At 51.7% G+C, this 14,699-nt stretch carries 13 protein-coding genes; 7 read left to right on the top strand and 6 right to left on the bottom strand.

Annotated elements, in window-relative coordinates:
- Positions 1-149 precede the first annotated feature (149 nt).
- From phoU to DFR60_RS11555, 6 genes are all read right to left on the bottom strand, one after another.
- Positions 150-812: a phosphate signaling complex protein PhoU gene (gene phoU, locus DFR60_RS11580; protein ID WP_110323051.1), complete on the bottom strand. Its 663-nt coding sequence runs from the start codon at positions 810-812 to the stop codon at positions 150-152.
- A gap of 46 nt (positions 813-858) precedes the next feature.
- Positions 859-1,623 (bottom strand): phosphate ABC transporter ATP-binding protein PstB, encoded by a 765-nt coding sequence (pstB, locus tag DFR60_RS11575; RefSeq protein ID WP_110323050.1) that lies wholly within the window; start codon positions 1,621-1,623, stop codon positions 859-861.
- The gene (gene pstA, locus DFR60_RS11570) at positions 1,623-2,528 is read right to left on the bottom strand and encodes a phosphate ABC transporter permease PstA (RefSeq protein WP_110323049.1); all 906 of its coding nucleotides are present in this window, start codon (positions 2,526-2,528) and stop codon (positions 1,623-1,625) included. Before pstA ends, pstB begins: the two co-directional genes overlap by 1 nt.
- The gene (pstC, locus tag DFR60_RS11565) at positions 2,521-3,456 is read right to left on the bottom strand and encodes a phosphate ABC transporter permease subunit PstC (RefSeq protein ID WP_110323048.1); all 936 of its coding nucleotides are present in this window, start codon (positions 3,454-3,456) and stop codon (positions 2,521-2,523) included. The genes pstA and pstC overlap by 8 nt, the downstream gene beginning before the upstream one ends.
- 95 nt (positions 3,457-3,551) lie before the next feature.
- On the bottom strand, positions 3,552-4,484 hold the full coding sequence (locus DFR60_RS11560; protein WP_110323047.1) for a phosphate ABC transporter substrate-binding protein: 933 nt from the start codon (positions 4,482-4,484) through the stop codon (positions 3,552-3,554).
- Between the two features lie 532 nt (positions 4,485-5,016).
- On the bottom strand, positions 5,017-6,402 hold the full coding sequence (locus tag DFR60_RS11555; protein WP_110323046.1) for a uracil-xanthine permease family protein: 1,386 nt from the start codon (positions 6,400-6,402) through the stop codon (positions 5,017-5,019).
- A 58-nt stretch (positions 6,403-6,460) separates the two neighbouring features.
- On the opposite strand from DFR60_RS11555, the gene DFR60_RS11550 reads away from it, so the two are divergent.
- From DFR60_RS11550 to DFR60_RS11520, 7 genes are all read left to right on the top strand, one after another.
- Complete coding sequence (locus DFR60_RS11550; RefSeq protein ID WP_243005047.1) at positions 6,461-7,150, top strand: helix-turn-helix transcriptional regulator; 690 nt, start codon at positions 6,461-6,463, stop codon at positions 7,148-7,150.
- Positions 7,151-7,175: 25 nt separating this feature from the next.
- Complete coding sequence (locus tag DFR60_RS11545; protein WP_110323045.1) at positions 7,176-7,598, top strand: penicillin-binding protein; 423 nt, start codon at positions 7,176-7,178, stop codon at positions 7,596-7,598.
- Positions 7,599-7,952: 354 nt separating this feature from the next.
- Positions 7,953-9,230 (top strand): L-cysteine desulfidase family protein, encoded by a 1,278-nt coding sequence (locus DFR60_RS11540; protein WP_110323044.1) that lies wholly within the window; start codon positions 7,953-7,955, stop codon positions 9,228-9,230.
- 16 nt (positions 9,231-9,246) lie between these two features.
- The gene (locus DFR60_RS11535) at positions 9,247-10,578 is read left to right on the top strand and encodes a cation:dicarboxylate symporter family transporter (RefSeq protein ID WP_110323043.1); all 1,332 of its coding nucleotides are present in this window, start codon (positions 9,247-9,249) and stop codon (positions 10,576-10,578) included.
- Positions 10,575-11,915 carry a CoA-disulfide reductase gene (locus DFR60_RS11530; RefSeq protein ID WP_110323042.1) on the top strand — a complete coding sequence of 447 codons (1,341 nt, stop codon included), beginning with the start codon at positions 10,575-10,577 and terminating at the stop codon, positions 11,913-11,915. The genes DFR60_RS11535 and DFR60_RS11530 overlap by 4 nt, the downstream gene beginning before the upstream one ends.
- A gap of 33 nt (positions 11,916-11,948) precedes the next feature.
- Positions 11,949-13,520, top strand: coding sequence for an AbgT family transporter (locus tag DFR60_RS11525; RefSeq protein ID WP_167437580.1), 1,572 nt, complete (start codon positions 11,949-11,951; stop codon positions 13,518-13,520).
- Positions 13,521-13,554: 34 nt separating this feature from the next.
- Complete coding sequence (locus DFR60_RS11520) at positions 13,555-14,631, top strand: M24 family metallopeptidase (RefSeq protein ID WP_110323040.1); 1,077 nt, start codon at positions 13,555-13,557, stop codon at positions 14,629-14,631.
- Positions 14,632-14,699 lie beyond the last annotated feature (68 nt).

Genomic DNA, 14,699 nt, shown 5'->3' with positions numbered 1-14,699 from the left:
TATGCAGCCATAGAATGTTGAAGGAAACGAAGGGTATAAAGTATAACGGGGGTGCCGCCATTTGGCGATGCCCCCGTTTTGCCACGCAGTCAAATCGTATTCAGTCCACGCTTCTGACACAGACATCAGATACCTTCTTCCAATCCACCCTACAGAATCCGAACGTTCTTCAAAGCGCCCGTCTTCGCAAATTCCGTCCATTCGCAGACATTAACGGCGTGATCGCCGATGCGTTCTAAGTATTTTGCGATCATCAGAAGATCGATGCACTGGTCGGCGTGCTCAGCGGACTGCTTCAGGAGATCGATTACATCGTTTTTTACCTTGGTGAACAGTTCATCCACGATATCGTCCTGCTTTTCGATGGTCTTAGCGGCGGTGATGTCCTGGGAGATGAAGGCGTCTATGGCGCTTCGCACCATCTCGCGGGCGGCCATGGCCATTCCCGGAATGTGACGCACCACATGGTAGATGTGCTCCCCCCGGATGCGCAGGATAAGTTCCGCGATATCGGAGGCGTGGTCACCGATTCGTTCTAAGTCCGTGACCACCTTTAAAGCGCTGGATACGACCCGCAGATCGCCGGCCACCGGCTGCTGGCGGAGAATCAGGGAGAGGCAGCGGGCCTCAATGGAGCGCTCTAAATCATTGATGGTGCGGTCGCCCCGGATAATTCCCTCTGCTTTTTCGAAATCCTGGTTCTCAAATGCGATAAAACACTGTTCAATCGAAGACTCCACCATATATCCCATCTGCTTGATATCATCGTTTAACAGCGTCAGCTCGTGGTCATAATTGATTCTTGTCGTCATTTTAAGTAAATCCTTTCTGAATTAAGTTTACATAAGTTGAACCGGATCAGCCGAAGCGTCCGGTGATATAGTCCTCAGTTCTGGAATCCTTTGGAGAGGAGAACAGTTCCGTGGTGGGCGCGTATTCAACCACCTCGCCAACCAGGAAAAATGCGGTATAATCGGCAATTCGGGTGGCCTGCTGCATGTTATGGGTCACGATCGCTACCGTGTACTTGCTCTTCAGCTCATCCATCAGGTCCTCAATTTTCAGCGTGGAAATAGGATCGAGGGCGGAGGTCGGTTCGTCCATCAGAAGCACCTCCGGCTCCACGGCCAGGGCTCTGGCGATGCAGAGACGCTGCTGCTGGCCGCCGGATAAGCCGAGGGCGGATTTCTTTAGACGGTCGGACACCTCATCCCAGAGGGCCGCGCCTTTTAAACTCTTTTCCACGATGTCGTCCAGCTCCGATTTGCTGTGAATTCCATGGATTCTGGGACCGTAGGCCACGTTGTCGTAAATACTCATGGGAAATGGGTTCGGCTGCTGGAATACCATGCCTACCTTTTTGCGGAGAAGGGTGGTATCAACTCTCTGGTCATAGATATTTTCGTTGTCCAGCAGAACCTCGCCTTCGATCTTCACATTGGGCACAAGGTCGTTCATACGGTTCAAAGTCTTTAAAAATGTGGACTTTCCGCAGCCGGAGGGGCCGATGAATGCGGTAATCTTATTGGTATACAGCTCCATGGAGACATTTTTTAAGGCGTGATTGGTGCCGTAATATAAGTCCAGGCTGTCGGTTGCTATTTTTACTGTACTGGTATTCACTATTCTCTAACCTCCGTGTTGAATTTGTGAGATAAATATTTGGCAAGGCCGTTGATGGCGAGGACGATGAGGAGCAAAACCACCGCGATGCCGAAGGCCTGGTCGTATTTGGCTTTCTGCATGGAGAGGTAGAGCTGGATAGTCAGCGTTCCGCCTGATTCAAAGATTTTTCCGAAAAAGTCCTTTGCCAGTAAGTAGCCGCTTCCCGCGGTAAATAAAAGGGCTGCGGATTCACCTACGATCCGGCCAATGGCCAGGATGATTCCGGTCACGATGCCGGGCATGGCGCTTGGGAGCAGAATGGTGCGGATCATATACCATTTGGTGGCCCCGATTCCCAGTGCGCCGGAGCGGTAGCTGTCGGGAACTGTCTTAAGCGCTTCCTGCGTGGTTCTGGTGATCAGCGGCAGGACCATGATGGAGAGCGTCAGGGCGCCGGTTAAAATGGAATAACCTAAACCCAGTGTCGTACCGAAGAATACGTAGCCAAACAGGCCGAAAATAATGGAGGGGATACCGGAGAGCGTCTCCGTGGTGAATTCGATGAGGCGGACAGCGCGGCCTCCCTTTGCGTATTCATTTAAGTAAATGGCGGCTCCCACACCCAGTGGGGTGGCGATGAGCAGCGTGATAACGACGATATATAAGGTATTGACGATATTTCCCAGGATTCCGAAGGTGCCCTTTATCGTGCTGGGAACGGTGCTTAGGAATTCCCAGTTGATCTGTGAGATTCCCCGAAAGAACACGTACCCCATGATACCGACCAGAATCAGGATGGATATGGATGCACTTAAATAGATCAAAAACGTGAGTATGGAGTCAGAAACCCGCGTCTGCCTGCGGCAGATGCTGTTTTTGATGACGGTATCCTTGTGAAGAGGAACTGCGATTTCGTTAGTCATGCTGTACATCTCCTTTCTTTAACAGCCTGGTCAGAGAAATATTGATGATCATAATAAATGCGTACAGGACGAGGCCGATGGTGAAGAGCACCTGCTTGTGAAGGCCCGCCGAGTAGGACATTTCCGAAACAATCGCCGTCGTCAGGAAACGGACGGAGTTGAAGGGAAGGGGGAAATTAACCGAACTTCCCGATACAAGGCTGATCGCCATGGCTTCACCGATGGCGCGGCCGGTGCCGAGTACGATGGCAGTAATAATACCTGATTTCGCCGCAGGGAGCACGACCTGGAAGATTGTCTGAATCTTTGTGGCCCCCAGGGCCAGGGAGGCGCTTCGCAGCTCTCTGGGAACAGAGCGGAGAGCGGATTCACTGATGTTGATGACTGTGGGGAGAATCATCAGAGCCAGAACCAGGACGGCGGAGATCAAATTGGCGCCTCCCGTGAACTGGTGGGTTGTGGAGCCCTCGAAAATCTTAAGTTCCAGCTTATACATCAGCGGATTCAGGATCAGGATTCCCAGAAGGCCGTAGATGACGGAGGGGATACCGGCCAGCAGTTCCACCGCCGGGCGAACGATACCGGCCAGCTTTGGCGGCGTCACTTCAGCGAGGAAAACGGCCGTCATAACACCGATGGGAACTCCGATTAAAATGGCGAGAGCAGTTCCGGCAATGGAAGTCAGGATAACATAGAGGATACCGAAGGCGGGGACTGCGGCTTCCGGTTTCCAGACGGTGCCGAACAGGATATCGACGATTCCCACTTTAAAGAGAGCGGGGGTACCGCTGATGATCATGTAAATCGTGATGGAAGCGACCGCCAGGACGGCAAAGAAACCACAGACGGTAAAGATAATCTGCGCCGCATGTTCCACCGCGGATTTGCTGCCGCGCCCGGCAAAGATGGAGTAAGATTTCGGGTGCATAAGATGGCTCCTTTCATATATGCGGATAAAAGGAACGTAGTGTCTGATCGCCTTCTACGTCCCTTTTTATGATGTCTGATTCAGCCGTTGGGCTTTTATTTTGTCGGGATTAAACCAACGGATTTCACTAATTCGGTGCCTTCATCGGAGTAGATGTAGTCAAATAATGCTTTTACCAGGTCGTTCTGTTCGGAGATTTCTCCTTTGGTTGCCATAACGAACGGGCGGCTTAAGAAGTAGGTGCCAGCCTTGATATTATCCGCAGTGGCTTCTGTGCCGTCCAGCTTTAAGGTCTTAACCGTGTCATCCAGAACGTCTAAGGAAACGTATCCGATGGAGCCTGGTGTGGAAGCAACCTTTGCCATAACTGCGCCGGTGCTGTCTAACTCATTGCTGTATTTGCAGGCGTCAGCGACATCGAGGATTTCCTCAAAAGCACTTCTTGTACCGGAACCGGACTCGCGGCCGATGACTACGATCGGCTGGTCTGCGCCGCCTGCGTCTTTCCAGTTGGTGATTGTACCGTTATAGATGGAGGTCAGCTGATCCTTCGTCAAGTCTTCCACGGCATTGGCCGGATCGACAACGACTGCGATACCGTCGATGGCTACGATGTTTTCGGCGATACCGTTAGCTTTCTCTTCGTCCTTTAAATCACGGGAAGAGTTGCCGATATCAGCGGAGCCGTTATTTACTGCTTCTACTCCGGCGCCGGAGCCGACGAATTCGGCCTGAACCGTTACGTTCGGATACTTTTCCATGAAGATTTCGCTGAGCGCGGTTGCAAATTTTTCCATGGAGGTGGAACCTACCATGCTGATGGAACCCTTTAAGTCTGCGGAAGCCGCAGGAGCCGCGGTGGTTGTCTCAGCGGAGGAAGTACCTGCTGTGGTCGCCTCAGCCTCTGACTGTGCGGTGGTTGGCGCCGCGGTTGACTCGGCTGTATTGCTGCCGCAGCCAGCCAGGGCTCCCATTGTTAAAACTGCCATTCCGGCAAGTGCAAGTGTTTTTACCATATTCTTTTTCATAATTGACTCTCCTCTTTTTCTGATATGATTTCTTACATTTATTTCCGCGAGCAACGAGCTAAACGGACACGCTTGCGCGTCCATTTGGCGACTGCCGCGAGAGTCAAAAATCCTGCCGCCTGCGGCGGGGGTTTTGACTTTTATCTGACATCTGGAGTATACTAAGGAATTGAATCAGAAGATATCAGGATTTAGTATAGGTTTTGTAAAAGATGTGTAAAGTTGCAGAATTAGATTCACTTATGAAAATGTTAAAGAGTTTTTCATACTTTTTAGAAAGGCTTTAGGCAAACAACAAATTTTAGACACATTTGCCGTGTATGATAGGTATCAGAAAGCCCGAGAGGGATTGAACATAGAAGAAGCCATGGTCATAAAGATAAGCGCGCTTGATGTGGCCGGCTTCGCCAAATTATTACGAACAGTTTACATAGATGAAAATGCCGCATGCAGAACCGAAAGTGGTTCTGCATGCGGCATTTATCGTTCCTTTTACGTTTTATAACAGCAGGCCGTCACTGACTTCCTGCTCTTATTTTTTAGCTGTTTTTTCTGCGGCCGATTCTCTTGGAAGACATACATTTAAGATGATTGCCACCAGGGCAGCCGGCACGATACCAGAACCGCCGAAGATTAATCGCACCGGTTCCGGAAGGTATGTAAGGGCTCCGGCATTGGAACCAAGGCCATAGCCGAGGCCGAGTGCTACAGATACGATTGTAATGCTTCTGGTGTTGACCTCTTCCTTTGTGATCAACTGGATACCGCTTACTACGATCGATGCAAACATCATGACAGCGGCACCGCCCAGTACACTCTGAGGCATGATGGAAACGATAGCCGCCAGCTTTGGGAATAAACCGCAGGCGATTAAGAATACGCCTCCGGTTGCGATGGCGAACCGGTTGACGATCTTTGTCATGCCCACCAGACCTACATTCTGGCTGAAGGAGGTGTTGGGAAGCACGCCGAAGAGTGCTGCAAAAGAAGAACCGAGGCCGTCGCACATAACGCCGCCAGCCAGTTCCTTGTCTGTGGCTTCCCGTCCCATACCACCTTCTGTGATACCGGAGATATCACCTACGGTCTCAACTGCCGTTACGATGAACATGATTCCGATCGGGATAATGGCGCGGGCGTCAAATACCAGCTTTACAGGCATCAGCTTCGGAACGGAAAACCAGCTGGCTTCCGCCACCTTATTCCAGTTTAAAACCCAGGACTTCGTCATTTCTGCCGCAGCGCCGGTAACCGGGTCTGTGAAGGTGAAGGTATTGGGAAGAAGGAAGCCCATGACTGCCGCCGCCACATAGCCGATGATAATGCCGATTAATATAGAAGATACACTTGCAAATCCCTTACAAAAATGCTTTAACAGCACGATGCTTAAGAGAACGACAAAGCCCAGAAATAAGTTCTCTAAAGAGCCGTAATCCTTGGAACTGCTGCCGCCGCCGAACGAACCGATTCCGACACTGATTAAGGAGAGACCGATGGAGAGAACGACCGTACCGGTAACAACGGATGGGAAGAAACGGCGCAGAGGTTTTAAGAAAAAGCCCAGTACAGTCTCAAATAATCCGCCGAGCAGCGAGGCGCCGAGAATAGCACCATAAGCGACCACACCGCCGCCCATGACGCCGGCCACACTCTGGCATACACCGATGAAACCGGAGCTGGTACCCATGACTATCGGAAGCTTGCCACCCACCGGACCGATGGAGAAGAGCTGAACCAGTGTGACGATACCGGCTACCAGCATGGCGTTCTGTAGAATTGCCACCTGTTCCGGAGAACCGGCCGTAATTCCGCATGCGCCTGCGATTAAAAGGATTGGTGTTAAGTTTCCTGCGAACATGGCGAGAACATGCTGAAGGCCCAGCGGGAATGCTGTTTTAAGCGGCAGCTTTCCGTCCAGGCAGGCGGAATCGGTTGCGGAACGGTTTTTCCTCTGTTATAATGAAAAAGAGTTTTGAATGCTGGGGAAAGGAATTATAGAATTGGACATACTGGATTATTATAAAAAACTGGTTGATTTTCTGGGAGAGGTTTTGGGAGAGAACGCGGAGGTCGTGCTGAGAGACTGCCGCAAACCGGACCATGATATTATTGCCATTGCCAATGGACACGTCAGCGGCCGTACGATTGGAGCGCCTATCACGGATTTTACTTTGTCCATACTGGCGAACGAAGAATGGAAAGAAAAGGATTACGTAGTGAACTATGAGGGGAAGGCGGCACCTGATAAGAGGCTGCGTTCTTCGACGTATTTTATCCGGGAGGAAGGAATGCTTGTGGGACAGCTTTGTGTCAATATTGACATGACGCCGTATGAGCAGGTAATGGAAAGTCTCCGCCAGTTGAGCGGTCTTGGGATGATGAGTGAGGGCGTTAATGCCGGAATCGTCTGCTCAGGCCCTGTGGAGAATTTTTCTGAGGACGTAATCGGAGATATGATGAAAAAAGCCGTCATTTCAGTCGTGGGTTCCAGTGAGCCTAAGGTAAGGGAGCGTCTGACGCAGCAGGAGAAGATCGAGATTATCGGAGAACTGAACCGTGCCGGCCTGTTCCAGTTAAAGGGAGCTGTAGGAGCAGTGGCGGAATATCTGTTCTGTTCCGAGGCCAGTGTTTACCGTTATCAGTCCAAAATTCAGAAAAAAGCGTAAGAAGAACATGAGAGGGGGATTCTAAATGAGTAAGAAAACAGTAATACTGATGATTGCAACAGTGCTTTGTATTATAGCGACGGTGGTTCTCCATGGCGTTGTTGACAATTCCGATGTGGAATACGAAGAGGTTGAGGTGAAGGTGATAAGCTCCGAAACGGTATATAAGAAGATATTGGGAAAACGACAGATGCAGTACGAAGTCTTTGTATCGTATTACGGTAAGGAATATGAACTGAAAAATACCCACAGCAGCGCTCCCTATATACCAGGCCGCACCGTAACTGCCTATTTATCTAATGAAAAGCTGTATGCGAATATCGAGGGAGTAAAGACTTCCACACCTGTTGCATTCCTCTATTTTGCATGTTTAATCGCATCGTTTGGTATGCTGATTATGACTCTGTCGTCCTTTGGGAGTAAAAAGAAAAACCTGGCTAATACATAAAAAAGGCAATCAGGAAAACAGCAGTGAATTATTTTTATTTCATAGGACAGTTGTCCTATGAAATAAAAAACCTCCGTGAGGAGGCGCACTTCGCGCTAAGGAAGTGTGGCCGCTGAAGCGACCGCGCTCCGGCGCGAGAGTCCGGCGAGCCGGACTCTTTATTTCAAAAGGGAAGAAATCCGGAAAGCAGCATTTCCGGATTTCTTTTTTTTGCAGGAATGATTTTTATGATTTAAAAAATAAATTATTATTACGATAAAAAAACTTTATTAAATTCATTGACATATCGATCAAAATACGTTAAAATTTTCTTATAAAATTATAAAAAATACATAAACCAATCGGAGGGAAATCATGGAACGTACCGGAATTCAGTATTCGACCTATGTACAGATTCTAAAAGAGGAACTCGTGCCTGCCATGGGTTGTACGGAGCCGATTGCTCTGGCCTATTGCGCGGCGAAAGCCAGAGAGGTACTGGGCTGCCTTCCCGAACGCTGTGTGGTGGAAGCCAGCGGCAATATAGTGAAAAATGTAAAGAGTGTCATTGTTCCCAACACAGGCGGATTAAAGGGCATTGAAGCCGCGGCGGCGGCCGGCATTGCAGCAGGGGATGCCTCCAGGATTCTGGAAGTTATCGCAGGCGTGACGGAGGAACAGAAGAAAGAGATTAAGGCGTATTTACAGAATGCGGAGATCTCTGTGAGGCCGCTGGAGACGGAGGAGATCCTCGACATGGTGGTGACGGTATCCGGTGGCGGTTCCTGCGTGAAAGTGCGGATCGCCGGGTATCATACGAATATTGTGCTGATCGAGAAAGATGGAGAGGTCCTTTACAAGGTGGGAGCCGTGGCCGCCAGGGAGGCGCAGATGGCGGATCGGAGTCTCTTAAATGTGGAAGATATCTACGATTTCGCCAAAACAGTGGATTTGGAGGACGTGAGAGACGTCATAGGGCGCCAGATCGCCTATAACAGCGCGATCTCGGAGGACGGCCTTCAGAACGACTGGGGTGCTAATATCGGCAGTGTCCTGTTAAAGGCCTACGGCGACGATATCCGCGTCAGGGCAAGGGCGGCCGCAGCGGCCGGGTCGGACGCCCGTATGAGCGGATGCGAGCTTCCCGTTATTATCAATTCTGGAAGCGGGAATCAGGGTATGACCGCTTCCCTGCCTGTGATTGAGTATGCGAAAGAACTGGGCTCCAGTGAGGAAGAACTCTACCGCGCTCTTGTGCTCTCGAATTTAATCACGATCCACCAGAAGACGGGAATCGGCCGTCTGTCCGCCTACTGCGGAGCGGTCAGCGCGGGATGCGGGGCCGGGTGCGGAATCGCATTCCTGCTGGGGGCCGATTATAAGACCATCGCCCACACCCTTGTCAACGGCCTTGCCATCGTGTCGGGCATTATCTGTGACGGCGCCAAGCCCTCCTGTGCGGGTAAGATCGCAGCCGCGGTGGATGCCGGAATTATGGGATACTATATGTATATCAATGGTCAGCAGTTTAAAGGCGGCGACGGCATCGTGTCCAAGGGAGTGGAAAATACCATCACTAATGTGGGCCGTCTCGGAAAAGATGGAATGAGAGAGACCGATAAGGAAATAATCCGTATTATGACGGAATGCTGACAGAAAGGAACCATTCATGAATATAATAGAGTTTTTAGGATTAACGAGGGTGGAGAGCCTGGCGGGAGTGATCGTGTTTTTCGGTCTGCTGTTCGGAATCAGCCGCCTGCCGAAGAAAAAATTTACATTTGCGGCCCGCGTGCTGATCGGAACAGGGATTGGAACCGTATACGGGCTGATCGTATGGGGATTATCCGGCCGCACAGGAGCATATGCCGCGGATCTGGGCCGCTGGTTTTCCCTGGTGGGGAACGGATACGTCTCCCTGTTTCAGCTTTTGATCGCTCCGGTCATCTTTGTTGCAGGGGTGCGTCTTGTTATCCATACGCCTCTTGTAAAGACAGAGACGCCGCTGATAAAATGGAAGAAATGGGTCAATACGCTGATGCTTGCGGTCAGCGCTCTGATTGGCGCCTGCCTTGGCCTCTGCTTTCGAGTGGGCGCGGCGCCGGGAGCAGATACTGCGGTCTTTTCCTGGGAGATCGGGGAGGGACAGAAGATCACCGATTCGATTGCGCATCTGATTCCATCGGGAATCGGTTTCGATTTCCTTACCGGCAATGTGGTGGGAATCTTTGTGTTTGCCGTATTGATTGGCATTGCAGCCCGGAGAATGTCCGGTAAATATATGGATACGGTAAAGCCGTTTCTGGACGTTACAGATGCCGCTTTCTCTGTGATTACGAGTGTGTGCAAGGCCGTTATCGCCTACAAGCCCATGGGGGCGGCCGCTGTCATGGCGGCGTTTACAGCGGCGTATGGCCCGGCGTTTCTCCTGATGCTGGTGAAGATGCTGGCAGTTCTCTGCGCGGCCTCTCTGGCCATGCTGGCTGTACAGATCATTCTGTGCGCAGTTTCCGGTGTGAGCCCGGCGGCATTTTTCCGGGCGGGAAAGGCGGCGATGAAAAAGGCGCTGGTTACCCGTTCCGGTTCCGCCTGCCTCCCCGATGCGCAGGAAGCGCTGACGGCCGGACTGGGACTTAAAAAGGAGATTACCGACGAGGTATCCGCCTACGCCATCTCTTCAGGAATGCAGGGATGCGGCGCCATGTTCCCGGCTATGGCGGCGGTATTTGCCGCAGGCTTAAGCGGACTTACCATGACACCGGCGCTGGTGTTCGGTCTGGTGGTGGTGATCGTGCTGGTCTCCTATGGAATTACCGGTGTTCCGGGTACGGCCACCATGGCGGAATTCGGAGCCGTGATGGGCAGCGGAATCACAGGCGCGGTGAACGGTCTCGGACCGATGATTGCCATCGATCCCATCGGCGATGTGCCGAGAACACTCATTAATGTAACCGGCTGTATGACAAATGCGATTATCGTAGAAAGAAGGGTGAGAGAGTGAAAACAGTGATTATCGGCGGAGTTGCCGCCGGAATGTCGGCGGCCTCCAAGTTAAAAAGGCTTCTGGGCGACGCGGTTGAGATCGTGGTTTATGAGAAAGGCGGAGAGGTATCCTTCGGCGCCTGCGGAATCCCGTTTTATATTTCCGATCATATCAAACAGGGGAAGGAACTGATCGCCAGGACGGCGGAAGAATTTGCGAAGAGCGGGATTCCGGTAAAGACCTGCCATGAGGTGACGGCCGTGGATACGGACGCCAGGACCGTGACCGTGAAGAATCTGCAGAGCGGAGAGGTGTTTGACGATACCTATGACAAGCTGGTGATCGGAAGCGGAGCGGGGGTGCGCCATTTTCCGCCGTTCGACCGTTCTTACAGCAATTTATTCGAGATCCGCGACGTGGCGGATGGAACCAGAGTGAAACAGGCGTTATTCGATGAGAACCAGCGCCATGTGGTCATCGTTGGAGCCGGATTCATCGGGCTGGAGCTGTCCGAGGCGTGCAGACATTACGGCAAAGAGGTCACGGTCGTGGAACTGGCTGAGCACGTGCTTCCGGCCTTTGACTCGGAGATCAGTGAGGCGCTGGAAGCCGAGCTTGCAGAAAACGGCGTGACCGTGCGCGTGGGAACCATGGTGCAGAGTCTGGTCGAGGAAGACGGCCGCATCGTACGGGCCGTACTGCGGCGCGGGGAAGAGACCGAAGAGATCCCGGCGGATATGGTGATCAACAGCGCGGGAATCGCACCGGCCACATCCTTTATCACCAATGTGGAGAAGGCCGGAAACGGGGCGATCTGCGTGAATGAGCGGATGGAGACGAGTATCCCGGACGTTTACGCGGCAGGGGACTGCAGCATTATGAAGTCCGCAGTTACCGGCGACTATCTGTATGCGCCTTTGGGAACCAATGCCAACAAACAGGGCAGAATCATCGGCGATATCCTGGGAGGTGTGCAGCCGAAGCCATTTAAGCTGATTGGAAGCTCGGCATTGCGGCTGTTCGGTATCGACGCGGCCAAGGTCGGCTTATCCGAGAAGGAGGCGAAGGCCAGAGGCCTTAACTATAAGGCTCACATGATTACGGGAAACAGTTACGCTTCCTATTACGGCACGGAGAAGCTGAATATCAAGCTGATCTACGACGCCGGTACGAGAAAGATCCTGGGGGCGGAGACGTACGGACAGGGGATTGTGGTTCCGAGGGCCAATTATTACGCCATCGCCATTTACGCCGGACTGACTGTGGATGAGATGGGATTTATGGATTTGTGTTATTCCCCGCCGTTTTCCGGCGTATGGGATGCCGCGCTGATCGCGTCAAATACTGCGAAATAGGCAGTAAATAATATAATGTATAAAGGAGAAAGTATGAAAAACACAACCAAGACAAAAAAACGTTCCTGGATCCTGCGCTTTCTGGATAAGATCGAAGTCGCAGGGAACAAACTCCCGACACCGCTCACCATATTCTTTTATCTGGCAGTGGCAGTAGTTATCGTCTCCGGTATCGGTTCAGCCCTTGGGTGGAGCGCCGCAGGTGAAATGTACAATTCAGGCAGCGGAACGGTGGAGGAGGCCACGGTATCCATTGTCAGCCTGTTCAGCGTTAAGGGACTTCAGTATATGCTGACCTCCGCGGTTACCAACTTTACCAGCTATGCGCCGCTGGGCTTTACAATCGTTATCATGCTGGGTATCGGCGTGGCGGAAAGCTCCGGCTATTTAAACGGTCTGATCCGCAAGGTGGTCAAGGTGACGCCGGCCGCTCTGGTGACTCCGATGGTCGTCTTTATCGGCGTCATGACAAACGTGGCGGAAAATGCCGGTTACGTTGTCTTCATCCCGTTGGCAGCCATGATTTTCAAGGCGTACAAAAAGCATCCCCTGGCAGGTATCGCAGCCGGATTTGCCGGTGTATCCGGCGGCTTCTCCGCAAACTTACTGATCGGTTCCGCGGATGCCACATTATCCGGTTTCTCCACCGCGGCGGCTCAGACGCTGGATCCGTCCTATACGGTTACACCGTTGGGCAACTGGTTTTTTATGATTGTATCGACCATTCTGATTACCATTGTGGGAACGTATATCACCGAGCGTGTGATCATCCCGCGCCTTGGGCCGTATAAGGAAAATGGAGACGGAACTTTAATCGAGGCGTCCGACAGCATTTCCGCTAAGGAAGAGAAGGCACTGAAGGCGGCTAACTGGGTATTCGTAGGAATCGTGGCTTTCTACGTTATCTGCTGTATTCCGAAAAATTCCTTTATGAGAAACCCGGAGACTGGCAGCTTAATTGATGGTTCCACCCTGATGAATGCAATCATTCCGCTGTTCACCCTGCTGTTTTTCATTCCTTCCTTTGTATATGGAAAACTGTGCGGTACTTTTAAATCCGATAAGGATGTGGTGTCTTCCTTTAATAAGGCCATCGCTTCCATATCCGGTTTCGTGGCCATGGCGTTCGTAGCGGCCCAGTTTACCAATTACTTCAGCTATACCAACATCGGCCGTGTTCTGTCCTTTAAGGGCGCGGAGCTGTTAAAGAGCTTAAATGTCAACTCCGTAGTTCTTGTGGTCTGCTTTATCCTGGTTGCGGGCTTTGTGAACCTGTTTATGGCTTCCGCTTCCGCGAAATATGCCATCTTTGCCCCGGTATTCGTGCCGATGTTTATGAAGATGGGATTATCTCCAGAGCTGACTCAGGTGGCTTACCGGATCGGTGACAGCACAACCAATATCATCGCCCCGGTTATCGCATGGATTCCGTATATCCTGACGATTATGAAGAAATACGACAAGGATACCGGGTGGGGAACGCTGGTTTCCTCCATGCTTCCGTACTCTATGGCATTCTTATTCTTCTGGTCTCTGCTTTTAGCTGTCTGGATGATCATCGGCCTGCCGTTAGGACCGGGAGCGCCTGTATTCTACGGAGTTTAAGGGAGTACTCTAAGGGAACAAAGGAGGAAGGAATATGTTTGAAGAGAGAGTAGGCCGCGTCTTACATAATATGGAAGAGATGGGGCTGGAGCAGATGATCATCAGCGATCCGCCGTCGGTCTTTTATCTGACCGGCAGATGGATTCTGCCCAATGAACGTTTGCTGGCATTGTATTTAAATAAAAATGGAAACAATAAGCTGTTTATCAATAAACTGTTTACCGTGGACGGCGATATCGGAATCGAAAAGGTGTGGTTTTCCGATACGGACCCGGCCTGTCGGATGATAGCGGACTGTACAGACCATGAGAAGCCGCTGGGGATCGATAAGAAGATGGCGGCCAGATTCCTTCTGGAGCTGATGGAACTTGGAGCCGGTTCCTCCTATAAAAATGCCTCCGAATGTGTGGATGGAGCCCGCCGGATCAAGGACGGGGAAGAGAAAGAAAAGATGATTCTGGCATCCCGGTTAAATGACGAGGCCATGGCCCGCTTCCGCGGTCTCATAAAGGAGGGCGTGACGGAGCTGGAGGTCGCTGCCGGAATGTGCGCGATCTACAAGGAACTGGGGACAGAAGGGCCTTCCTTCGGCCCGCTGGTAAGCTTTGGGGCCAATGCCGCCATCGGCCATCATAAGCCGGATGGAACCGTGTTAAAAGACGGAGACTGCGTGCTCTTCGATGTGGGATGCAAGAAGAACAGCTACTGCTCCGACATGACCAGAACGTTTTTCTATAAGAGCGCCAGTGAAAAGGGCCGGGAAGTGTACGAGATCGTCAAGAAGGCTAATTTAACGGCACAGGCGGCCATGAAGCCGGGCATGAAGTTCTGCGAGATCGATAAGGTGGCAAGGGACATCATCACGGAGGCAGGGTACGGCCCGTACTTTACACATCGTCTTGGCCACTGCATTGGAATCGAGGTGCATGACGCAGGAGATGTCTCTTCCGCGAACCAGGACATTGTGCAGGAGGGCATGATCTTTTCCTGTGAACCGGGAATCTATCTTCCGGGCGAGCTGGGGGTAAGGATCGAGGATCTGATGCTGATTACGGCGGACGGCGCCGTAAGCTTGAACCGGGATTCCAAGGAGATGGAGATCATCGGATGATGCTCCTGTTACAGAGAATGGAAATAGGATAAAAATCACAGTACCGCAGCAGGGAAGCGGCTGGCCGG

The sequence above is a fragment of the Hungatella effluvii genome (assembly GCF_003201875.1).
Lineage (GTDB): Bacteria > Bacillota > Clostridia > Lachnospirales > Lachnospiraceae > Hungatella > Hungatella effluvii.
Note: the sequence above shows the minus strand (reverse complement) of the source record. Positions and strands in the feature narration are given on the sequence as shown.

Excerpts from the sequence above, each read along its gene's own strand:
- DFR60_RS11550 (WP_243005047.1), top strand. The coding sequence starts at position 6,461 with ATGCTGGGGAAAGGAATTATAGAATTGGACATACTGGATTATTATAAA.
- DFR60_RS11540 (WP_110323044.1), top strand. The coding sequence starts at position 7,953 with ATGGAACGTACCGGAATTCAGTATTCGACCTATGTACAGATTCTAAAA.
- DFR60_RS11560 (WP_110323047.1), bottom strand. The coding sequence starts at position 4,484 with ATGAAAAAGAATATGGTAAAAACACTTGCACTTGCCGGAATGGCAGTT.
- phoU (WP_110323051.1), bottom strand. The coding sequence starts at position 812 with ATGACGACAAGAATCAATTATGACCACGAGCTGACGCTGTTAAACGAT.
- DFR60_RS11520 (WP_110323040.1), top strand. The coding sequence starts at position 13,555 with ATGTTTGAAGAGAGAGTAGGCCGCGTCTTACATAATATGGAAGAGATG.
- pstC (WP_110323048.1), bottom strand. The coding sequence starts at position 3,456 with ATGCACCCGAAATCTTACTCCATCTTTGCCGGGCGCGGCAGCAAATCC.
- DFR60_RS11525 (WP_167437580.1), top strand. The coding sequence starts at position 11,949 with ATGAAAAACACAACCAAGACAAAAAAACGTTCCTGGATCCTGCGCTTT.
- DFR60_RS11535 (WP_110323043.1), top strand. The coding sequence starts at position 9,247 with ATGAATATAATAGAGTTTTTAGGATTAACGAGGGTGGAGAGCCTGGCG.
- pstA (WP_110323049.1), bottom strand. The coding sequence starts at position 2,528 with ATGACTAACGAAATCGCAGTTCCTCTTCACAAGGATACCGTCATCAAA.
- DFR60_RS11545 (WP_110323045.1), top strand. The coding sequence starts at position 7,176 with ATGAGTAAGAAAACAGTAATACTGATGATTGCAACAGTGCTTTGTATT.